Annotated in this window: 17 protein-coding genes and 1 pseudogene; 2 read left to right on the forward strand and 16 right to left on the reverse strand. The window is 59.4% G+C overall.

Annotated features, from left to right (window positions below; translation table 11 throughout):
• Positions 1-13 precede the first annotated feature (13 nt).
• Positions 14-640 carry a class I SAM-dependent methyltransferase gene (locus ACOI8A_RS17530; RefSeq protein WP_420646736.1) on the forward strand — a complete coding sequence of 209 codons (627 nt, stop codon included), beginning with the start codon at positions 14-16 and terminating at the stop codon, positions 638-640.
• Between the two features lie 3 nt (positions 641-643).
• Here the strand turns inward: ACOI8A_RS17530 and ACOI8A_RS17535 are convergent, their stop codons facing one another.
• The 4 genes from ACOI8A_RS17535 to ACOI8A_RS17550 all read right to left on the reverse strand — a co-directional run bounded on the left by ACOI8A_RS17535 (position 644) and on the right by ACOI8A_RS17550 (position 8,271).
• A complete protein-coding gene (locus ACOI8A_RS17535) occupies positions 644-2,896 on the reverse strand; it encodes a glycoside hydrolase (protein WP_420646735.1) in 2,253 nt (750 codons plus the stop codon).
• Between the two features lie 157 nt (positions 2,897-3,053).
• A complete protein-coding gene (locus tag ACOI8A_RS17540; protein ID WP_420646734.1) occupies positions 3,054-6,107 on the reverse strand; it encodes an efflux RND transporter permease subunit in 3,054 nt (1,017 codons plus the stop codon).
• Complete coding sequence (locus ACOI8A_RS17545) at positions 6,104-7,171, reverse strand: efflux RND transporter periplasmic adaptor subunit (protein WP_420646733.1); 1,068 nt, start codon at positions 7,169-7,171, stop codon at positions 6,104-6,106. The genes ACOI8A_RS17540 and ACOI8A_RS17545 overlap by 4 nt, the downstream gene beginning before the upstream one ends.
• Complete coding sequence (locus ACOI8A_RS17550) at positions 7,168-8,271, reverse strand: efflux RND transporter periplasmic adaptor subunit (protein ID WP_420646732.1); 1,104 nt, start codon at positions 8,269-8,271, stop codon at positions 7,168-7,170. The genes ACOI8A_RS17545 and ACOI8A_RS17550 overlap by 4 nt, the downstream gene beginning before the upstream one ends.
• 146 nt (positions 8,272-8,417) lie before the next feature.
• Between ACOI8A_RS17550 and ACOI8A_RS17555 the strand changes: the two genes are divergently transcribed.
• Complete coding sequence (locus tag ACOI8A_RS17555) at positions 8,418-9,578, forward strand: AAA family ATPase (RefSeq protein WP_420646731.1); 1,161 nt, start codon at positions 8,418-8,420, stop codon at positions 9,576-9,578.
• 245 nt (positions 9,579-9,823) lie between these two features.
• Here ACOI8A_RS17555 and ACOI8A_RS17560 read toward each other — a convergent pair whose 3' ends face one another.
• The 12 genes and pseudogenes from ACOI8A_RS17560 to ACOI8A_RS17615 all read right to left on the reverse strand — a co-directional run bounded on the left by ACOI8A_RS17560 (position 9,824) and on the right by ACOI8A_RS17615 (position 20,581).
• Entirely contained in the window at positions 9,824-10,702 is an 879-nt protein-coding gene (locus ACOI8A_RS17560; RefSeq protein WP_420646730.1) for a transporter substrate-binding domain-containing protein, read from the reverse strand.
• Positions 10,699-11,481 (reverse strand): amino acid ABC transporter ATP-binding protein, encoded by a 783-nt coding sequence (locus tag ACOI8A_RS17565; RefSeq protein WP_420651269.1) that lies wholly within the window; start codon positions 11,479-11,481, stop codon positions 10,699-10,701. The genes ACOI8A_RS17560 and ACOI8A_RS17565 overlap by 4 nt, the downstream gene beginning before the upstream one ends.
• Entirely contained in the window at positions 11,478-12,137 is a 660-nt protein-coding gene (locus ACOI8A_RS17570; protein WP_420646728.1) for an amino acid ABC transporter permease, read from the reverse strand. The genes ACOI8A_RS17565 and ACOI8A_RS17570 overlap by 4 nt, the downstream gene beginning before the upstream one ends.
• Positions 12,118-12,783, reverse strand: a complete 666-nt coding sequence (locus ACOI8A_RS17575; protein WP_420646727.1) for an amino acid ABC transporter permease — start codon at positions 12,781-12,783, stop codon at positions 12,118-12,120. The genes ACOI8A_RS17570 and ACOI8A_RS17575 overlap by 20 nt, the downstream gene beginning before the upstream one ends.
• Positions 12,784-13,464: 681 nt before the next feature.
• A complete protein-coding gene (locus ACOI8A_RS17580; RefSeq protein ID WP_420646726.1) occupies positions 13,465-14,262 on the reverse strand; it encodes a MetQ/NlpA family ABC transporter substrate-binding protein in 798 nt (265 codons plus the stop codon).
• Positions 14,263-14,422: 160 nt separating this feature from the next.
• Positions 14,423-15,343: a sigma 54-interacting transcriptional regulator gene (locus tag ACOI8A_RS17585; RefSeq protein WP_420646725.1), complete on the reverse strand. Its 921-nt coding sequence runs from the start codon at positions 15,341-15,343 to the stop codon at positions 14,423-14,425.
• Between the two features lie 62 nt (positions 15,344-15,405).
• The gene (locus ACOI8A_RS17590) at positions 15,406-15,987 is read right to left on the reverse strand and encodes an alpha/beta hydrolase (RefSeq protein ID WP_420646724.1); all 582 of its coding nucleotides are present in this window, start codon (positions 15,985-15,987) and stop codon (positions 15,406-15,408) included.
• A gap of 381 nt (positions 15,988-16,368) precedes the next feature.
• Positions 16,369-16,770: an ExbD/TolR family protein gene (locus tag ACOI8A_RS17595; protein WP_003220570.1), complete on the reverse strand. Its 402-nt coding sequence runs from the start codon at positions 16,768-16,770 to the stop codon at positions 16,369-16,371.
• A gap of 1 nt (position 16,771) precedes the next feature.
• The gene (locus tag ACOI8A_RS17600; RefSeq protein WP_420646723.1) at positions 16,772-17,497 is read right to left on the reverse strand and encodes a MotA/TolQ/ExbB proton channel family protein; all 726 of its coding nucleotides are present in this window, start codon (positions 17,495-17,497) and stop codon (positions 16,772-16,774) included.
• A 45-nt stretch (positions 17,498-17,542) separates the two neighbouring features.
• Entirely contained in the window at positions 17,543-18,337 is a 795-nt protein-coding gene (locus ACOI8A_RS17605) for an energy transducer TonB (protein WP_420646722.1), read from the reverse strand.
• A gap of 386 nt (positions 18,338-18,723) precedes the next feature.
• Entirely contained in the window at positions 18,724-19,050 is a 327-nt protein-coding gene (locus ACOI8A_RS17610) for a hypothetical protein (protein ID WP_420646721.1), read from the reverse strand.
• Positions 19,051-19,239: 189 nt separating this feature from the next.
• Positions 19,240-20,581, reverse strand: a pseudogene (locus ACOI8A_RS17615) (aryl-sulfate sulfotransferase).
• Between the last annotated feature and the right edge of the window lie 3 nt (positions 20,582-20,584).

A 20,584-nucleotide genomic window follows, 5' to 3' on the forward strand; every position in this document is an offset into this window, starting at 1 on the left:
CGCAGCCCCGACCATGAAACAGACCCCCACCGATCTTGAGCAGATCACCTCCACTACCCTCGGCCATTACAACTCGGTGGCCGAGGATTTTCGTGAAGGCACCCGCGATCATGATGTCAGCCAGAATATCGACGCGTTGCTGCGGCATATTCAGGCTGAAGCACCGTTGAGCATTCTGGATTTCGGCTGCGGGCCGGGGCGGGATTTGCAGACGTTTACGCGGATGGGGCATGTAGCGGTCGGTCTGGACGGCTCGGAAAAACTCGCACAAATGGCGCGTGATGACAGCGGCTGCGAAGTCTGGCAGCAGGATTTTCTCAAGCTTGATCTACCCGCTGAGCGCTTTGACGGGATCTTCGCCAATGCCGTGCTGTTTCATGTGCCGTTGCAGGAATTGCCTCGGGTGCTGCAGCAACTGCACGGCACATTGAAGCCGGGTGGTGTGTTGTTCAGTTCCAACCCGCGCGGAGATAACCGCGAAGGGTGGAACGGGCCGCGGTACGGCTCGTATCACGATCTTGAGGCGTGGCGGGTGTTACTGACGGCTGCAGGGTTCACTGAACTCGAACATTACTTCCGGCCAGCCGGGTTACCGCGCGCACAGCAGCCCTGGCTGGCCAGCGTCTGGCGCAAAAGCTGACGTTCAGGGTCTAGCGCCAACCTGGAATTGCTTCACCGTGCCGTCGGGCGAGCGCACCGTTATGCTTTGCCCGGGCAAGGTCTGCCCCTGAACTTCGCGCACCCGCACATCAAAATTTGCCAATAAACGCGTGCCATCTGCAAAAGAGGTCTGCTGCACGAGTCGATCCTCGCTCAGCCATTCGAAACCGCTAAGCGCCTGGGTCGCCAGGCGCTCATGCAGCGGTCGGAAAAAAGCATCCTGACGGGCGATCAGCGGCAATCGCTGTTGCAACGTGTCGGCGCTCAAATGGTAGAGCGGCGGTACGTTGTACAGCAGTTGCGTCAGTTCATTCTCGGCCCGCACGTTGCTCAATTTCAGACTGTCGAACAGCCAGTGATGGGTGGTGATGACCGAGCCATGGAATACCGCCTGATACAGCGGCAAACGACTCGCCGGGTCAAAGTGGACACGTCGGAAGGCTTCTTTGATTGGCACCGATTTGAAGAACACCTCAGGCTGTTCAGGCGGATACCACTTGCCGACATAGTATTTGGACCGGGTGTCCTTGCTCATATCGACGTCGCCCCAACCAATCACCGGCGTCTGCATCCCATGCGCGAACACCACGCCTTGCGCGGTGGTCGCATTGCCGTCCTCCGAACCGCTGGGCAGTTGCAGCACTTGATTGATCCAGCGTGAAGCCTCGACATTACCTTGGGCATTCTGCGCCTGGGTCATCGTCGCCTCGGGACGGTAGCTGTCGAACAACATGCCGGTAGCATAGGCGTCGAGAAACCAGCTGTTGAAACCGGCGGCGTCGCGAATCGCAGGGACGCGTTTCTCCAGCAACGGGCGCACACAACGTGGGTCGGTGTAGTGCCCCGACTGCTGGAAACCGCTTTTCATCTGGCCGTTGCTCAGCACGATTGCGCATTCGAGATGCGCCTTGTCGCCCAGATGCGCGGTGGTCCAGTCAGGATTTTCGCTACGCCCTAGCGCGGTTTCATACGAGTCATATGGCGCGACCAGATACCCCGCCGTCACGCCTGCGCGCACCGCTTGCGGATGCCAGAGTCCACCCTCCCAGCCCTCGCCCAACCCCAGCCACAAGCGTGATAGCCCGGCACTCTGCAATTGCCTGACCGTATCCAGCGACAAAGTATTGCCCCAGCGCTCGGGATCGGGGGTCAGCGCGTCAGACAGATCGGTTTGCACCTGCGTCCGCACCTGGGCATAACCGTTAACCAGCGCCTGCATGTCCGGCACCGCTTGGGCTTGCCAGGTCTTGCGCGCCAGCGTATTCAACGCGCCATTGAGACCGCGCATCAGCACAGTTTTCTGGTAGGCATTCAACGCCATCGTGCTGGCCACAACCTGCAATGCTTCACGATCCATCCCCGCGCGTAGCTGACTGGCCAGCGCGTCTTGGGCGCGCAACTTGCCGAGCAAAATCGGCCAACTGCGCACGTCCTTGCTGCCAAGCAAGTCATTGCCCCACAGATAAACATGACTGGCACCCAAGAGCTTTTTCGCCTCAGGGGTTTTCTCGAATTTGTTGCTCAGGGTTTCGTAGCGGCCCTGATCGATCAGCCATTGCCGGTAGCGTTTTGCACCGGCCAACGGATCGGCTTCCCCGAGAAACAGGCTGAAGATCAGTGGCGTCGAAGGCTGGAGTGAAGCGAATTGATGCCGGGCGCGCAACGCCAGCGTCTGGTCCTCAGCGCTGAACAGAATCTGATTGTTGTAGGGATTGGTCATCAGCCAGTTCAGCGTGAAGCTGCCATGATCGACACCCCACAGCGGCAGGCTCAGATCCTGAGTGGTATTGAATGCGCCCTGCCCCAACAGAAATTCCTGCCACAGCGGATCCCCGCGCGGCACGTAATGCCCCTCGGCCAGCGGCCAGATCAGGCCTTTGCCCATGGCGCTCGCAGGTTGACGCAGAAACTCCAGCTCGGCCGGATCACGCGCAGTGATCGAAAACGCCAGATCACGCTGATCAAGACTGACGCTCAGCGTCCAGGCGCCATCGTCCCATTGCCAATCGGCCCGCGTGGAAGTCGTGGTGAGCTGGCTGACCTTGTGCGCGGCAACGCCAGCAGACGCCTGTAGCGTTTGCGCCTGTGCGGGAGTGACACGAATCGCCAGGGTTGCCGGGTCGAGTTCGACCCGCCATAACGGGTTTTCCAGCACGGTGTTGGCCGAGGCCCAGGGCGATAGCAACAAAGCGAAGCCGAGCACGGCACAGCGCAAGCCGAGATGGAGGAGCTGCATGGGGATGTCCCTTCTGCGTCAAAGCAAGGGAGGGTAAAGCAGGCGGAGCGGGATGTCGGTCAGCAAGATGTTGGAGAATTGTAGAAACTATCGCTGGCAGGCCAGCTCCCACAGCAGGGGTATATTTGCCTGTAGGAATTGGCCTGCCAACGCACCATCACGCCGCGTCTTTTTTCGGCTCGCGAATTTTGTACCAAGCCACGTAAAGCGCCGGCAAAAACAGCAGCGTCAACAGCGTCGCGATAATAATCCCGCCAATCATCGCGTACGCCATCGGCCCCCAGAACACTTCCCGGGCAATCGGGATCATGCCCAGACTCGCTGCCGCCGCCGTCAGCAGGATCGGCCGGCGTCGATGCTCCGTGGCTTTCGCCACCGCATCCCAAGGCTCAAGGCCTTCTTTCTCCAGTTCCTCGATCTGCGTCACCAGAATCACCGAGTTGCGGATGATGATGCCGATCAACGCGAGGATCCCGAGGATCGCCACAAAGCCCATCGGCGTACCGGTCGGGATCAGCGCCAGCACCACGCCGATCAGCCCCAGCGGCGCGACACTGGCGACCAGAAACAGCTTCTGCACGCTGTGCAACTGGATCATCAGGAAGGTCGCCATCAGGAACAGCATCAACGGCACAACCTTGGCAATCGGCCCTTGGGCCTTGCCGCTTTCCTCCACCGTACCGCCAGTAGCGACCTTGTAGCCCACCGGCAAACCGGCGGCGAATTGATCGATGGTCGGTTTCAATTGCTTGACCAGATCGGTCGGCTGAATCTCGTCACGCACTGCGGCTTTGATGGTGATGGTCGGTTTGCGGTCGCGGCGCCACACCAGTGGCTGTTCCAGCTCATAACGCACGGTGGCGAAGGCCAGCAGCGGAATCGAAGTGCCGCTTGGCGTGACGATTTGCAGGTTCTGCAAAGTCTCTGGAGTGCCGCGCTCGGCGTCCTCGGCACGCCCGACCACGTTGATCAGATAGATGTCGTCATCGACCTGAGTCACCGGCGAACCGACAACGATGCTGTTCATCAGATTGGCCACGTCTTCCGACGACAAGCCCAGTTGCCGCGCCTTGTCCTGGGCGATGTCGATGCGCAGGACTTTGCCCGGCTCGTTCCAGTCGTAAATGATCTCGCCAATGTGCGAATTTTTGTCCAGCTCAGTGGCCAGTTCGATCGCATGTTTGCGCACCTGATCGATGTCCTTTCCGCTAACCCGGTACTGGATCGGACGCCCGACTGGCGGGCCCATTTCCAGCGCTTGCACGTAACTGCCGATGCCGACGAAGTCCTTGCGCAGGCGCTCGCGCAGCTTCTGGCTCAGCGCTTCGCGGGATTCGAAATCCTTGCTCACAATCACCAGTTGCGCGTAGTACGGGTTCTGCAGTTGCTGGTCGAGCGGCAGGTAGAAACGGATCGCGCCTTCGCCGATGTAAGTGCTCCAACGGACGATGTCCGGGTCACCCTTGAGGGTGGCCTCGAGCTTGTCCACAGCCTTGCGCGTTTCCGCCATCGAGGCGTTTTGCGGCAGGTTCAGGTCGACGAGAATTTCCGGCCGGTCCGACGAAGGGAAAAACTGGTTCTGCACAAACTGCATGGAAAACACCGACGCCGCAAACAACGCAACGGTGATGCCGATTGCCCACCAACGGTTGCGCATGGCCCAGAGCATGCCGTAGTTGAAGGCACGGCCGACGCGTCCTGGTTCTGCGTTATGCGGCTTCACCTTGGCGCTGAGAATATGCACGCCGATCACCGGCGCGAACAGCACCGCGACAATCCACGACACCAGCATCGCCACCGCGATCACCGCAAACAGCGTGAAGGTGTACTCGCCGGCCGAACTGGCGTTGAGGCCAATCGGCACAAAACCGGCGACCGTCACCAGGGTACCGGTGAGCATCGGGAATGCGGTCGAGGTGTAGGCGAAGGTCGCGGCTTGTTCCTTGGTCTCGCCCATCTCCAGCCGGGTGACCATCATCTCCACGGTGATCATGGCGTCGTCCACCAGCAGGCCGAGGGCGATGATCAGTGCGCCGAGGGAAATCCGCTGCATGGTGATGCCGCTGTATTCCATGAAGACGAAGACCATCGCCAGCACTAGCGGAATCGAGCACGCCACCACCAGACCGGCGCGCACACCGAGGCTGATGAAGCTCACCACCAACACGATGATCACCGCTTCGAACAGCGCGCTGGTGAAGCCGCCGACGGCTTTTTCCACCACGTCGGCCTGATCGGAAACCGTGTGCACGCCCACGCCGACCGGCAGGTCAGCGGTCAGCTGGTCCATGCGCTGGTGCAGCGCCTTGCCGAATTCCTGGATGTTGCCGCCCTTCTTCATCGCGATAGCGAGGCCAATCGCCGGTTTGCCATCGAAACGGAATTCGGGGGTTGCCGGGTCAACGTAACCGCGACTGATGTTGGCGATATCCGCCAGACGATAGAAGCGGTCATTCAGGCGCAGGTTGACGTCGGCCAGGTCTTTCTCCGAAGCGAACTGCCCGGAAGTGCGCACGGAAATGCGCTCCGGCCCGGCTTCAATCACACCGGCCGGCGTCACCGCGTTCTGCGATTGCAGGCTCTGCACCACCTGGCGCTGATCAATGCCGAGTGCCGCGAGTTTGCGCGTGGAGAAGTTCAGGTAGAGGACTTCGTCCTGCTCGCCGACCATCTCGACCTTGCCCAGCCCCGGCACTTCACGGATCTCGGCCCGTACTTGTTCGACGTAATCGCGCAACTGGCGCATCGACAAACCGTCGGCGGTGAAGGCATACACCGAACCGAACACATCACCGAACTCGTCGTTGAACCCCGGCCCTTGCAGGCCTTTGGGGAAATCGCCGCGAATGTCGTTGATCTTCTTGCGCACCTGGTACCAGATGTCCGGAATGTCCTTGGCGCTGGTGGTATCGCGCAGGTACACGAACACCGTGGATTCACCGGGCCTCGTGTAGCTTTTCACGTAGTCGAGGGAATCGAGTTCCTCGAGTTTTTTCTCGATGCGGTCGGTGACCTGCTTGAGGGTTTCTTCCTGCGTTGCACCGGGCCAGCGTGTCTGGATAACCATGGTCTTGATGGTGAACGAGGGGTCTTCCTCACGCCCGAGGTTCATGTAAGAGAACACGCCCATCAGCAGCGCGACGAACATCAGGTACCACACGAACGACTGATGCTTGAGAGCCCACTCGGATAAGTTGAAAGGCCCTTTCATCGTGGACTGTCCTCGTCGATTTTAACTTTCTGCCCCGGTTTGAGGCTGTTCACTCCCGCCGTCACCACGCGCTCACCGGCCTGCACTCCGCCGGCCAGCACCACCGTGCTGTCAGTGCGGCTGATCAGGCTCACATCGCGTGGCGATACGGTTTGTGCCTGCGAATCGATGACCCAGATGCGTGTCTTGCCGTCGACCTCCTGCACCACGCTCGCCGGCAATTCCAGACGCGGCTTGATTGCCGAGCTGAGGGTGACGCTGATCGCGGTGCCGAGGCGAAAGCCCTGCGGCGTGTCGGCCAGTGTCAGACGCGCGCGGCGCGTGCGCGTTGCACTTTGTGCCTGCGGTTCGATTTCGCGGATGGTCGCTGTGGTGTTGATGCTCGGGTCGAGTTGCGCGGCCACCGAGAACACCACATCCGCCGGCAGTTGATCGACCAGCGTGTCCGGCAGATCGATCACCGCTTCCTTGATGTCCGGTTGCGCCAGTGTCACCACTTGCTGGCCGGCGGTGACCACTTGCCCGGCCTCGGCATTCCACGCGGTGACCACGGCTTTGTGGTCAGTGCGCAGTTGCACGTAATCGAGCTGATCCTTGGCCTGACTCAGCGCCGCCTTGGCTTGATCGAGCGAAGCCTGGGTGGTTTTCAGATCGGTCTGCGCGATATCGAGTTGCGCCTGAGCGCCGACGCCACGGTCGAACAATTGCTGCTGGCGACGAGCGTTGGCCTGAGCATTAATGTACTGCGCTTGAATGCGCGCCAGATCGCCTTGGGCGGCGCGTAACTGGTTCTGCTGATCGGTCGGGTCGAGGGTCGCGAGCAAGGCGCCCTTCTCGACCTCGGCGCCGACATCGACATTACGGCTGGCGATGCGACCCGGCACACGGAAACCGACATTGCTTTCGTAACGCGCCTGAATGCTCCCGGCGAATCGTCCGAGGTCTTCTTGATTGAGGGTTTTGACTTCCACCGACAGCACCGGACGCGCCGGCTCCGGTGGCGCTTCCTTTTCCGAGCAAGCGCCGAGCGCCAGTAACGCGGACAACAGCAGCTGGCGCTTCATGGCTGGGCTTCCACTTGCAGATCCTTGTAGGTGTTTTCAGCGATCTCGACTTTCATCCCCGGATGCAGCAGTTGACCGCCGGCAATGATCACTTTGTCGCCAGCCTTCAAGCCGTCGCTGACGATGACTTTGCCGGTGAGGTAACGGCCAACGGTGACCGTGTGCAATTGCGCCTTGCCCTCGCCGTCGATGATCCACACCGCCGGGTCGCTGAGGTTTTTCGTCAGCGCCGACCACGGCAATTCGACGGCGGATTTGCCCGCAGTTTTCGCTGTGGCGCTGACCACCGAACCGAGCTGCATGCCGTCCGGCAAGGCATCGAGGGTGACTTTGACTTGCACGGTGCCGGTCTGCGCCGACACGGCGGGAGTGATTTCGCGCACGGTGCCGGTGGTTTTGATTTTCGGGTTGTCGAGCAGGCTGACCTCGATCGAACGATCCGATGGCGGCCCGGACAATAGTGATTCGTAGATGTTGAACACCGCGTCACGACCGCCGTCGCGCGCCAGGCTGTAGATCGGCACGGTGGCTTGCACGACTTGCCCGACTTCAGCCTGACGCGCGGTGATGATGCCCGGCGCATCGGCGACCAGCGCCGTGTAGCTCAGCTGTTCGCGGGCATTGGCCAGTTGCGCCTGCGCAGCGGTAAGCGCGCTCTGACTGCTGCGCAATGCGGCTTGCGCGGAGTCGTATTCGGATTGGCTGGTGTAGCCCTTGGGCAGAAGTTTTTGCTGACGCACGAACGCCGCCGCAGTCTGTTTGACCCGCGCCTGCTCGGCCAGCACCTGGGCATTGGCGGAATCGACGTTGGTCTGCAAATCTTTCGGATCGAGTTTGGCCAGCACTTGCTTGGCGGTGACGCGGTCGCCGACATCGACCATGCGCTGAATGATCTTGCCACTGACGCGGAACGACAAATCGGTCTGCACCCGCGCCTGCACGTCACCGGTCAGGGTCACCGAAGCGGCGTAATCCGCCGGTTTGACCTCTTGCACGAACACGCGCGGCAGGTCCTTTTCGGCCTGCTTCTTTTCGCCACAGGCGCTCAGCAGCACGAGCAGACTCAGTATCACCACTGTTTTCAAACCGGGACTCGCCATGCAGACTCCTTTGCGTTTGTACGAACGTGCAAGTGACGATACGACTGTGAGCTTAGAACAGGGTTCCGCCTTCGCCTGCGCGATACCTGCATTTACCCGCGCAGGCGTATCCTGACGCAGATTCGGGGTACCAGAGAAGGACTTTCATGCTCAAAACCCTCGCGGTGGCCAATTACCGCTCGATCAACAAATTGGTGATTCCGCTTGGCCGCCTGAACCTGATCACCGGCCCCAACGGCAGCGGCAAATCCAACCTGTACCGCGCGCTGCGCCTACTCGCCGAAACCGCACAGGGTGGTGTCGTGAATGCGCTGGCTCGCGAGGGTGGGCTGGACTCCACATTCTGGGCCGGGCCGGAAAACATTAGCCGACGCATGCGCAATGGTGAAGTGCCGATTGAATCGACCGTGCGCCAAGGCGTGAAGCGCCTGCGACTGGGATTTGCCGGGGAAGATTTCAGCTATGCGATTGCGCTTGGCGTGCCTGAGCCGAGCCGTTCGTTCTTTGCCCTCGACCCGGAAATCAAAAAAGAATGCATCTGGGCCGGGCCACTGTATCGTCCGGCCAGTCTGCTGGTAGAACGCGCCGGGCCAATGATCCGCACGCGCGACGGGCGCAGTTGGGATGTATTGGCGCAGCACACGCCGACCTTCGACAGTCTGTTTGATCAAGTCGGCAGCCTGCGCAGCTCGCCGGAAGTGTTCCAGATGCGCGAGTTCATCCGGCGCTGGCGCTTCTACGATCACTTTCGCAGCGACGCCGACGCTCCGGTGCGCCAGCCGCAACTGGGCACGCGCACGCCGGTGCTGCATCACGATGGCCGCGACCTGGCGGCAGCGTTGCAGACGATCATTGAAATCGGCGATCCCGAGGCGTTGCAAACAGCGATCAGTGACGCTTTTCCCGGAGCACGACTGCATATCGAACCGCAGGCCGGCGGACGTTTTGCCATCGAGTTTTATCAGGAAGGATTGCTGCGGCCATTGTCGGCGGCGGAGTTGTCGGATGGCACGCTGCGTTATCTGCTGCTGATCGCGGCGCTGCTGACGCCACGGCCACCGTCGCTGATGGTGCTGAACGAGCCGGAAACCAGTCTGCACCCGGATCTGCTGCCGGCGTTGGCGCGGCTGATTATTCGGGCGTCAGAGGAGTGTCAGGTTTGGGTGGTGTCGCATGCTCGGCGGTTGATTTCGGCGTTGCAGGAGGATGAGGAATGCAATTGCATCGTGCTGGAGAAGACGCTGGGGCAGACCGGGATTGTCGGGCAGCGGATGCTCGATGAGCCGGCGTGGAATTGGCCTGATTAAGTGTGTCAGCGAGTCAAAAGCCCCTCACCCTAGCCCTCCCGAAACGTCGGACCGCCCAGAGGGAGAGGGGACTGATTGGGGGATGCTCAGGAATTACACCGACCTGAAAGTGCCTCTGTGAATCCATAATCGACTCAGTATTTCAGGTCGATGTACAACGCGAGACACCTCGGTCGGCTCCCTCTCCCTTGGGAGAGGGCTGGGGTGAGGGGCAGGCCTCACCACCGAATCAACAGGCAATCACCTCACCCCTGCCACTTCCCACCCTCGACAATCACGCTCTCAGGTCTGGTGTCATCGCTCAGCTCTTTACGCACGTATTGGTCATACAGCTTGAGCAGGTATTTCTCCTCACCCAACTTGGCCAACTCAGCATTCACCCAGTCACGCAGTTCGATATTGCCCTTCTTCACCGCCGGGGCAATCGGTGCTTCGGCGCCGAGTTTTTCATCCAGCACGCGGTAGCCCGGGTTCTGTTTGGCCCAGCTGAACAGCACCAGATTGTCCTGCGCGTAAGCATCGCCACGACCGTTGGCCAGGGCTTGCAGCGACTCGGAGTTTTTCTCGAATTTCAGCAGTTTCCAGTCAGGGTGATTCTTGGTCAGCCAGATGTCGGCAGTGGTGCCGGTGGTGACGATGGTGGTGCGGCTCGCCAGATCATCGAGCTTCTTCACGTCGCTGCCCTGCGGCACCAGCGCCTGCACCGCGACTTTGAGGTTCGGATTGGTGAATTCCACTGCTTCCTTGCGCTCCGGGGTGACGGTCATGTTGGCCAGGATCAGGTCAACCTTGTCGCTTTGCAGGAACGGAATGCGGCTCGCCGGCTCCACCGCGACGAATTCGACCTTGTTCTCGTCGCCGAGCAGATCCTTGGCGAAACGACGGCCGATGTCGGTATCGAAACCGACATAGCGGCCAGTTTCATTGACGAAGCCGAATGGCGGTTTGTCGGTGAATACGCCGACGATCAATTTGTCGCGCGCTTTGATCTTGTCCAGATAGCTGGCAGGCGCGCTACTTTCGCTGGCGACTTTCGGCTTGGCCGGTTCGTCGGTCTTGTTGCAACCGGCCAGCAGCGCGAGGCTCAGCAGTGGCAGTACGAATAATGCTTTGGCAGTTTTCATGGCAGTTCCAGTTCCTTGGTTCGAGTCGTTTTGGGCAGTGCTGCGACGTAGGAGAATTTCTCCAGGAACTGCTGCGCGCGTGCGGTTTGCGGGTTCGTAAAGAAAAGCTCGGGCGGATTCTGTTCAAGGATGCGCCCGGCATCCATGAACACGATGCGATCGGCCACCGCGCGGGCGAAGGCCATTTCGTGGGTGACGATCAACAGGGTCATGCCTTCGCGGGCCAGACCCTGAATCACTTCAAGCACCTCCTTGACCATCTCCGGATCGAGGGCGGCGGTGACTTCATCAAACAGCATGACCCGAGGGTTCATGCACAACGAACGGACGATGGCGATGCGTTGCTGCTGACCACCGGAAAGCTGGCGTGGAAAAGCATCGCGCTTGTCCGCCAGGCCCATGCGGTCGAGCAGCGCTTCGGCTTGTTGCTGCGCTTCGCGGCGTTGGCGTTTCTGTACTTTCAGCGGGCCGAGCAACAGGTTGTCGAGCACGCTCATGTGCGGGAACAGGTGATAACTCTGGAACACCATGCCGATCTGCTGGCGGATGTCGCGCCAGTCGGTGTCCTTGTCGAGCAGCTCACGGCCGGCAAATTTCAGCGAACCGCTGTGCGCCACTTCGAGACCGTTGAGGCAGCGCAGCAGCGTGCTTTTGCCGCAACCGCTGGGGCCGAGAATGACGATGACTTCGCCGGATTTGACGCGCAGGTCGATGCCGTTGAGCACCTGCTGCTCGCCGAAGAATTTGTTGAACCCGTGAAACTCGATCAATGCGCTCATGCTTGTGTCCAGCCCCGCTCGAGCACGCGCGAGGCAGCCGAAAGCGGGTAGCAGATAAAAAAGAAAAACAGAAACAGCACGCCGTAGATCAGCACCGATTCGTAAGTGCGCTCAATGATCTGCTGGCCGACCTTGATCACATCGACCACGCCAATCAGCACCGCCAGCGAACTGGTCTTGATGATCCGCGTGTAGACGTTGATGGTTGGCGGTGTCATGCGTTTCAGCGCTTGCGGCAGCAGCACGTAGCCGAACAATTGCGGCGCGCTCAGACCAATCGACAGCCCCGCCTCACGCTGCCCGCGCGGCAACGAATGCAACGCACCGCGCCCCACTTCGCCAACCTCGCTCGCGCCCCACAACGACAGCACCAGCACTGCGCACCAGAAACTCGGCAAGCTCACGCCAAAGAAAATCGGCAAACCGAAGAACAACAAGTACAACCAGACCAGCACCGGAATCGCCCGGAACAGCTCCAGATAAATCCGCAGAATCACGTTCAGCCACGTCACGTTCAACGTGCGCAGGACACCGTAGAGCACGCCGCCAACGGTGCTGATGGCGATGCTCAGAAATGAGATCGACAAGGTCTGCCCGGCACCTTTGGCCAGTTGCGGCAACGACACCCACAGCAGCTCAAGACCCGAACTGGCCATGCTGGATCCTCCGTTCCAGTCGGCTGAGCAGCAGCGACAGCGGCAAGAACAACAGCACGCAAATCAGCGTCAGCACGGCGAGCATTTCGTAGGTTTTGTAATACAGCGCGATGTAGCTTTTGGTGGTGTAGAGGATTTCCGGCACTGCCACCGCCGAAACGATGGTGGTTTCCTTGAGCAGGAAAATGAAATTGGCGAACAGCGACGGCAGGCTGAGGATCCCCGCTTGCGGCAGGATCACGTAGCGCAGCAACTGGCCGTGGGACAAACCGATGGAGCGCCCGGATTCGAGCTGCGCCTGCGGCACGGCATCGACCCCGGCGCGCAGCACTTCGGTGAGATAGGCGCCGCCGAGGAAGGTCATGGTGATGATCGCAGCCGCGTAACCGGAGACTTTGATCCCCAGCGCCGGCAAGGCGAAGTACACGAAGAACAGCTGGATCAGCAGCGGCGTGTTACGCGCCAGCTCCACATACAGGCCGACCAGTCTTTGCAGGTACGGCGTGCGGAACACCAGAATCGTCGCGTTGAGCAACGCCACCAGCATTGAGGTGCCGATAGCGATCAAACCGACCTGCAGCGTCACGCCCACGGCTTTGAGAAACGCCGGCAGGGTGCTGAGGATAAATGCGTAATCGAAGGTCATGAAACTTCCTGACGCCGCTGGGTAAGCGGCGGTGGCGCAGTCCATGGACAGCGGATGACTGTCCGGCAGGAAGCGACTTTATAGGTATAAAAACCAGAATTTAAATACCGTTAAAGCATATTGATATCACTCAAAAAACTATCCCGTGGGTTTGCCGGAAAGGAATAAGAAGGCTATTTTCCCTTTCGCTGTAGGAAGGGTCTTTTTTCGGGAAAGCCCTCCAAGGACGAACAGCTTTTGGCCAGACTCCCCGGCCAAACCATCACAAGGAAGAGAACATGGCTGACGTAAAAGTGCCGCAGCGGCTGGATCCGCAGGACATCGTGAAATTGCTGGTGGCTTTGCGCCGGGCGTTGAAGACCACGGCGTAAACCAAAAGCCCCTCACCCCAGCCCTCTCCCGGTGGGAGAGGGGGCCGACCGAGATGTCTCGCGGCATACATCGACCTGAGAAAACGAGTCGATTATGGATTGCACAAGGCAGGACTCTGAACGACTGAGTCGATTATGGATTCGGCAAAGCAGGATCAGGTCGGCGTATATCTGAAGCATCCCCCAATCAGTCTCCTCTCCCCACGGGAGAGGGTTAGGGTGAGGGGCTTTTAAGGCATACAAAAACGCCGATGACTATCACTAGCCATCGGCGTTTTCACACCTGAAGGGGGTGTTTCAAAGCGTCAGATCAGAACGCCGGCAATACCGCGCCGTTGTACTTCTTCTCGATGAACGCTTTCACTTCCGGGCTGGTCAGGGCTTTGGCCAGTTTCTGGATCGCGTCGCTGTTCTTGTTGTCCTCACGGGCCACCAGGAAGTTCACGTACGGCGAATCCGCGCCTTCGATCACCAGCGCATCCTTGGTCGGATTCAGACCCGCTTCCAGCGCGTAGTTGGTGTTGATCATGTCCAGATCAACCTCCTTCAGAACGCGTGGCAGCAGAGCCGATTCAAGCTCCTTGAACTTGAAGTTGTGCGGGTTCTTGGCGATGTCTTTCGGCGTAGCCAAAGCGTTTTTCGGGTCTTTCAGCTCGATCAGGCCAGCCTTCTGCAACAGGATCAGGGCACGGCCGCTGTTGCTGCCTTCGTTCGGGATCGCGATGGTCGCGCCGTCTGGCAGTTCGGCCAGGGTTTTGTACTTGCTCGAGTAGCCACCGAACGGTTCAACGTGAACGCCTTGGACCGTCACCAGGTACTTGGCTTTGTCGTCCTTGTACTTGCCCTGGTTGAAGCTGTTCAGGTACGGCAGGGTCTGGAAGTAGTTGGCGTCCAGACGCTTCTCGCCAACCTGTACGTTAGGCTGCACGTAGTCGGTGAAGACTTTGATTTCCAGATCCACGCCTTCTTTGGCGAGGGTCGGTTTGATCAGCTCAAGAATTTCAGCGTGTGGGACCGGCGTCGCGGCAACCACCAGTTTTTCACCAGCATTGGCCAGCGAAGCAGTCAGAGCAGCCGCCAATGCGGTAAACAACAGAACCTTTTTCATGCAGTGTCCTTATCGAAAATCACGGTCGTCATCGACGACGGCATTAATACGTGTGCCAGCGATGTGCTACTGCTGGCGTGAGTCGGACAATACCGGGATTTTTTATTCCCGGACAATAACGATTATTCACCTTCATATGCATTTTGTTCATATGCAGGCGTTAGACCAGTCCGCTGTTCTTCAATAGTTGTTTAAGCGCGGTCTGGTCGGCATTGGAGCCACTGTCGAGGATCTGTCTGATCTGATTTTCGATCTGCGTCAGCACCGGCGGCAGGTTCAGATGCTCGGGCAGGATCTCGTCGCCAGTGCTCACCAGCAGCGCAAAGTGAATGACGTTTTCCAGCTCGCGGGTATTGCCCGGCCAACTGTGTTGCTCAAGTACATGCTGCGCCGCCTCGCTGATCAGCGGCACCGGCAGATCCAGACGCTGGCTGTAAATGCCGAGAAAATACTCGGCCAGCGACAGAATATCGCCAACCCGCTCGCGCAATGCCGGCAGTTCCAGATGACCTTCGCTGAGATAGTGATAAAGCCGCTCATGGAATTTCCCCGCCGCCACCGCTTGCGCCAGATCGATGCTGGTCGCCGCCACCAGGCGCACGTCCACCGGACTCGGCTGATGCGCGCCGACGCGGGTGACTTCGTGATTCTCCAGCGCGCAAAGCAATTTGATCTGAATCGGCAGCGGCAGGTCGCCGATTTCATCCAGGTACAAGGTGCCGCCATTGGCTGAGCCAAACCATCCGGCGCGACTGCTGGCCGAACCGCTGTAACTGCCGGCGGCATAGCCGAAGAGTTCGGCGTCGGCGTAGGTCGGGCTGATTGCGCCGCAATTCACCGAGACAAACAGACCACTGCGATCGCTGGCGCGGTGGATATGCCGAGCGAGCAATTCTTTACCGGTGCCAGTCTCACCGCGAATCAACACCGAAATCGAACGCGGAGCCAGATTTTCCAGCTCTTCGCGCAATTGCCGAGAACGTGGATCGACGAACACCAGCGCCTTGGCACGGATGCTCAGGGGACTTTTTTCCGCATCGGGAAAGGTCAGCAACGGCTGACCGAAGGTTTCAAGACTCATGGCAGACTCCCGCCCAAAACCGCCGGGAGACGGGGGCGATTGTTAGATAAAAAAGAAAGGCTTCAAGCGCGACGCCGGGCGTGGTGTTCCAGGCGATTTTGCAGGCGATACAGATAGGCAAAACCCTGCTCCCAGCGCTGATGCCCGGACTTCACATTGATGTGCCCGGCACCGGCGAGAATCCCCGCCTCGGCGCCCCAGTTGCGCGCCAGCTCCAGCGCGCGCGGCGCACTGACGGCGGCGTCGTTGTCGGAACTCACGACCTGGCTCGGAAACGGCAAAAGGTCAGTTGGAATCGGTGCGAAATTACGCAATGCCGGCGCGCAGGCCGGACGTTCGACATCTGCCGGCGCGACCAGCAACGCACCGCGTACCTGACGCAGGTAATGCAACGGCGCAGTCGCCGCCCAATGCGCGACGGTGACGCAGCCGAGGCTGTGGGCGATCAGGATCACTGGCGTGCTGTCGGCGGCAATCGCCTCGGCCAGCGCGGCGACCCAGTCTTCGCGACGCGGGGTCAGCCAGTCGGCCTGCTCCACGCGCGCACTGTTGGGCAGGCTGTTCTGCCAATGGGTTTGCCAATGATCTTCTGGCGATCCTTGCCAGCCCGGCACAATCAGATAGCGGATTGATTCGTTGCGCATGGGGGTGCACTCCTGCGTCGTGTCTGTTACTGGAGGAGTATAGGGAGGGGATTTATATTCGTTAAGGAATAAGAAGCTATTTATTAAGACCTGAAAAGCATATTGGATTTGGATATGACTTGAGATCGCTACCCCCTCACCCCAGCCCTCCCGAAACGTCGGACCGCCCCCAAGGGGGCGAGGGGAAAGGGAGCCAATCTCCATGCCTTTCAAACCCTGAGTTCGACTCGATATTTAGCGTCGACGTATAGCGAACAAACACCTCGGTCGGTCCCCTCTCCCTTTGGGAGAGGGCTAGGGTGAGGGGCTCTTCTCAAGCCAAGCACAAAAAAAAGGGCCGCACCCTGCCAAGGAGACGGCCCCGGAAAACTTGAAAAACCCTTACCGCGCAGTAATCACCGACAACTTGGTAATCCCCGCCCGCTCGATCGACGCCATGGCTCGCGCCACTTCGCCGTAATTCACTCCGTCATCCGCCTGCAATTGCACGCGTACTTCCGGGTCTTTGGCCTTGGCCGATTTAAGGTTGAACTCCAGCAGATCCGGCTGGATTTCATCCTTGTTGATAAACAGTTTGCCGGCGCCGTCGATGCTCACCACCAGCGGGTCTTTCTGCTCGACCGGCGCCACCGCTTCGGTCTTCGGCAAGTTGATCGGTATCGCATTGGTCAGCAGTGGCGCGGTGACGATAAACACCACCAGCAGCACCAGCATCACGTCCACCAGCGGTGTTACGTTGATCTCGCTCAGCACCTCATCGCTGTCTTGCGTGGAGAAGGCCATATCAGGACGCCTCCTTCACTTTCGCTGTGTTGCCCTGCGCCGCGACTTTGTTTGCCGTGGGGTGAATCAACACGCGGAACGCGCTCTTCTGCGCCAGGCTGTAGAAGTCGTGGGCAAAATCGTCGAGATCCGCCGCGGTCAATTTCAGTCGCCGCAAAAAGTAGTTGTAAACCAGCACCGCCGGTACCGCGACCGCGATCCCCACACCCGTGGCGACCAGTGCTGCACCAATCGGGCCGGCGACGGTTTCCAGACTTGCCGAGCCTGCTGCGCTGATGCCCTTCAACGCTTCCATGATTCCCCACACCGTGCCGAACAAACCAATGAACGGCGAGGTACTGCCAATACTCGCGACCACCGCCAGACCGGTTTCCAGCGAACGCCGCTCGCGGACGATCTGCTGCCGCAAGGCACGTTCCAGACGATCCTGATGGTTGATCGCATGGCTCAGATCCGCTGCCTGCGGCGCCTCGCCCACCTGAATCGCCGCGTAACCGGCCTGCGCCACCCGGGCCGCAGCGCCGGGCTGGGTTTCACTCAACTCGGCGGCGGAGTCGAGACTCGACGCCGCCCAGAAGCGTTTATGGAACTTGCGATCCTGCGCTTTCAATCGACCGAACTGCACGGCCTTGAGCAGAGCCAGGCCCCAAGTGGCGACGGAAAAAACCACCAGCAGCCAGATCACCGCGCTTTCGATGGATTCCAGTGGAGATGCCAGTAACGTCATGATGTGTTCCCTCGTGTAAACGTTTAGCGCGAATTAGGTTTCGGTTTAATGAATCTTGAAATCGATGGGTACGCTGACCCAGCCGTCCTGGGCGACATCACCCTGCTTGGCCGGGACGAAACTCCAACGCTTCACGGCGTCCTGTGCCGCGTCGTCGAGTTGTTGCCGGCCGCTGCTTTTCTGAATCTGGATCTCACCCGGTTTGCCGTTGGCCAATACGTGCACCCGTAACAACACCGTGCCTTCCCAACCGCGACGCTGGGCCAGCGACGGATATTCCGGCGCCGGGTTTTTCAGGTAAGCGGCATTGGCCGAGGCCGAGGCCGGGGTTACCGGTGCCGGCGCTGGTGGTGCAGCAGGCGCAGGCGCGGCGACGGGTGCTGTCGGTTGTGGCGGTGCCGGGGGTTGTTCAACCGCCTTCGGTGCCGGTTTTGGAAGCGGTTTGGCCACCGGCTTCGGTTTTGGCTTGGGGATCGGTTTCGGTGGCGGCGGCTTCACCGCGAGCTCGTCTTCAACCGGCGGCGGCGGTTCAACCACCGGCGGTGCTGGCGGTGCCGGGCGCGAAAACTCGATGGTCATTGGAGGAATTTCCGGCGGCACAATCGGCAAGGCTGGCGTTGGATGCTGGTTGATCCAGTAGATCACCGCGCCATGCACCACCAGCGCCAGCACGCCGAGCAGAATCGTTTCGCGGCGGCTCAGAATTCCCTTGGGCGCGCGCTGCAAACGCAGCTGCCCCAACGGCACGCGATGGGGCCGGCCGAGATCGACCAACTCACCATTCGGCGCCTGGCGCCACAGCACCTCCTGTGCACTGGCGGCGGTCTGGACATTGCCCATTGATTAACTCCCTGCGGTCTCTTTGCGGTCTCTTTGCAAAAGCTGTCGATTGCGCCGCTATTGAATCCCCCACGGCGCCATCGATGGGTCAAATCATTGGGCTTGACGCTTATCTCCGAAAGTAATCTTTCATGTTATGGATAGAAGTTTATGGAATATGAAAAACGGTCAAACTCGCCAACGCCACGGCCCATAAGGCCTACAGCGATGCGAGTAAAGCGGCATGCTTTTGCGGCATTGAAAATATTCGCGCAAGGCATCGGATAAAAAGCTGACCCGGTATCCGGGGACAACTGATACGAAGTAGATAATTGATTGAATTTTTAATTACGCAAATAAAAAGGCCGATGCGTTGGATGCACCGGCCTTTATTTATTTCAGCGGCATTACTGTTTGACGAATTCTCCTGCGAGACCTACTACATCACCGTCAAAGTTGGTACGCGAGCCGACTGCACGCACTTTCGAGTAATTGTGATCCGGTGAGAACAGGGTCCAGGACTGATAGCCAGTGCCGTCATTCAGAGCCGAAAAAGTGATGATCGTAGGCTGACCGGTACTGTTCTGGAAGTGGTAGTGACCGTACGCGATGTCGTAGTTCACGCCATTCTGGCTGAATTTTCCGCTGAACGTGCCGTTGGAGTCGTTGCCATCGGTAATCGTCAGTTTGGCGCCAGCGTTGGCGTTTACATAAGTGCCATTAATGCTCGACATAATTCGATTTCCTTTATCGTTGGATAAGAGTCTTCCGATGAGAGCAAGTTTCCTCCTGGAAACTCACGAGACTCAGGATGGTTCGACATCGATAGCTTGTCCACGCGATTTATAAACCGAATTGCGATAAGTACCGTTCAACTAACTCATAGCTTATTTCGATTTGCTCGAACACTAATTGCATTTCAACTAACGACTGGCATTGGTCTGTTGCACGCCAACCACAGGCGCAATAACTGCGGTCTCGGAACGAGGCGTCCCCGCCGGCAACCAGTCATAACTCACAGGCAGCGCCCGATAGACCCAGTTGCTGATGGCATCGCTGCCCGGCGCCTTGCCTTGATACGGGCTGACGTATTCCCAAACGTTCTCGCCGCTGGCCGTGACCTGGAAAAAGCGTCCGTTCATGCCTTCATCGATCAGTGTGTTGCCGTTGGGCAAACGCCGCGCACTGCTGATGAACGAGCTGTAGAACGCCCAGCCCGGTTGCTTCGAATTGGCGGCGCTGTACTGCCAGACGATCTCGTTTTTCAGCGGATCGATTTCCAACACTCGCGAGCCTGAAATCAGTCCCAATTTGACGTTCGGATAACCCGCCGAACCCTGGTTATCGAACACCAGCAGATTACCGGCGCCGGGCAGCCCGGCCGGGATGATGTGCGCATCGTGCTGACCGACAAACTGATCCACCGGACGCGGCAATTGCTGCGCGGTTTTCGGGTTGATCAGCGGCAGATTCGGCCCCACGCCAGACCACTTTGCCGCTGCTTTTGTCGATGATCGCGATGAAGTTGGCATTGCGCGAATCGAGCAGCAGATTGTCCGGGTGGAAGCGCTTGTCACCCGCATCGAACCACTTGTTCGGCCCGACCAGACTCAGGTTGTTGATGTGCAGGTAATCCGGATCTTCGCTGGCGCGCACCAGTTTCAACTGCTCGGCAGTGAAGCCGAATTCATTCAAGTGATCCGAGGCCAGCCACTGCCATTTCACCTCGCCCGTCGGGCTGACTTCGTAGATTGCATCGTCGATCACCTCGGGCGCCTTGAAGCCTTTGACCTTATGCACTTTGTTGGCCAAGACCACGGTGTTGCCGTTGCTCAGGCGACGCTGATCGTGATGCTGTTGCGCAGCGCCACCGGGGGCCTTGTCGCCCCACTGCCAGACGACTTTGCCGCTCCAGTCCAGCTCGCCGACGCTCTGGTTGCCGAGGCCGTTGCCGGCCGAGCCAAGCTTGCCCGGATCCTTGTCGCTGAGTTGCAGCAGCACATGCCCGCGCTCGCCGCCGACCAGTTTCGGGTCGATGATCGCCGAGGGAAATCCGGCTTGCGCCCAGGTTTTCACTTCGTTGCCGTTCATGTCGATCAGGTGCGTCTGCTTGTCGGCGCCGCTGAAAATCACGTACTGGTTGAAGGCCTTGGCCGGGTCGTAACGCGTGACGCCAGTCGGGTAAACGCTGGGCGCGGCGAGCGCTCCGCTACTGAGCACGGCGCCAGACACCAGCAGCGGGAAAGCGGTTTTGATGCGCAACATGAT

This window comes from Pseudomonas sp. P4795, assembly GCF_048822895.1.
Classification (GTDB): domain Bacteria; phylum Pseudomonadota; class Gammaproteobacteria; order Pseudomonadales; family Pseudomonadaceae; genus Aquipseudomonas.

Excerpts from the sequence above, each read along its gene's own strand:
- ACOI8A_RS17530 (WP_420646736.1), top strand. The coding sequence starts at position 14 with ATGAAACAGACCCCCACCGATCTTGAGCAGATCACCTCCACTACCCTC.
- ACOI8A_RS17535 (WP_420646735.1), bottom strand. The coding sequence starts at position 2,896 with ATGCAGCTCCTCCATCTCGGCTTGCGCTGTGCCGTGCTCGGCTTCGCT.
- ACOI8A_RS17540 (WP_420646734.1), bottom strand. The coding sequence starts at position 6,107 with ATGAAAGGGCCTTTCAACTTATCCGAGTGGGCTCTCAAGCATCAGTCG.
- ACOI8A_RS17545 (WP_420646733.1), bottom strand. The coding sequence starts at position 7,171 with ATGAAGCGCCAGCTGCTGTTGTCCGCGTTACTGGCGCTCGGCGCTTGC.
- ACOI8A_RS17550 (WP_420646732.1), bottom strand. The coding sequence starts at position 8,271 with ATGGCGAGTCCCGGTTTGAAAACAGTGGTGATACTGAGTCTGCTCGTG.
- ACOI8A_RS17555 (WP_420646731.1), top strand. The coding sequence starts at position 8,418 with ATGCTCAAAACCCTCGCGGTGGCCAATTACCGCTCGATCAACAAATTG.
- ACOI8A_RS17560 (WP_420646730.1), bottom strand. The coding sequence starts at position 10,702 with ATGAAAACTGCCAAAGCATTATTCGTACTGCCACTGCTGAGCCTCGCG.
- ACOI8A_RS17565 (WP_420651269.1), bottom strand. The coding sequence starts at position 11,481 with ATGAGCGCATTGATCGAGTTTCACGGGTTCAACAAATTCTTCGGCGAG.
- ACOI8A_RS17570 (WP_420646728.1), bottom strand. The coding sequence starts at position 12,137 with ATGGCCAGTTCGGGTCTTGAGCTGCTGTGGGTGTCGTTGCCGCAACTG.
- ACOI8A_RS17575 (WP_420646727.1), bottom strand. The coding sequence starts at position 12,783 with ATGACCTTCGATTACGCATTTATCCTCAGCACCCTGCCGGCGTTTCTC.
- ACOI8A_RS17580 (WP_420646726.1), bottom strand. The coding sequence starts at position 14,262 with ATGAAAAAGGTTCTGTTGTTTACCGCATTGGCGGCTGCTCTGACTGCT.
- ACOI8A_RS17585 (WP_420646725.1), bottom strand. The coding sequence starts at position 15,343 with ATGAGTCTTGAAACCTTCGGTCAGCCGTTGCTGACCTTTCCCGATGCG.
- ACOI8A_RS17590 (WP_420646724.1), bottom strand. The coding sequence starts at position 15,987 with ATGCGCAACGAATCAATCCGCTATCTGATTGTGCCGGGCTGGCAAGGA.
- ACOI8A_RS17595 (WP_003220570.1), bottom strand. The coding sequence starts at position 16,770 with ATGGCCTTCTCCACGCAAGACAGCGATGAGGTGCTGAGCGAGATCAAC.
- ACOI8A_RS17600 (WP_420646723.1), bottom strand. The coding sequence starts at position 17,497 with ATGACGTTACTGGCATCTCCACTGGAATCCATCGAAAGCGCGGTGATC.
- ACOI8A_RS17605 (WP_420646722.1), bottom strand. The coding sequence starts at position 18,337 with ATGGGCAATGTCCAGACCGCCGCCAGTGCACAGGAGGTGCTGTGGCGC.
- ACOI8A_RS17610 (WP_420646721.1), bottom strand. The coding sequence starts at position 19,050 with ATGTCGAGCATTAATGGCACTTATGTAAACGCCAACGCTGGCGCCAAA.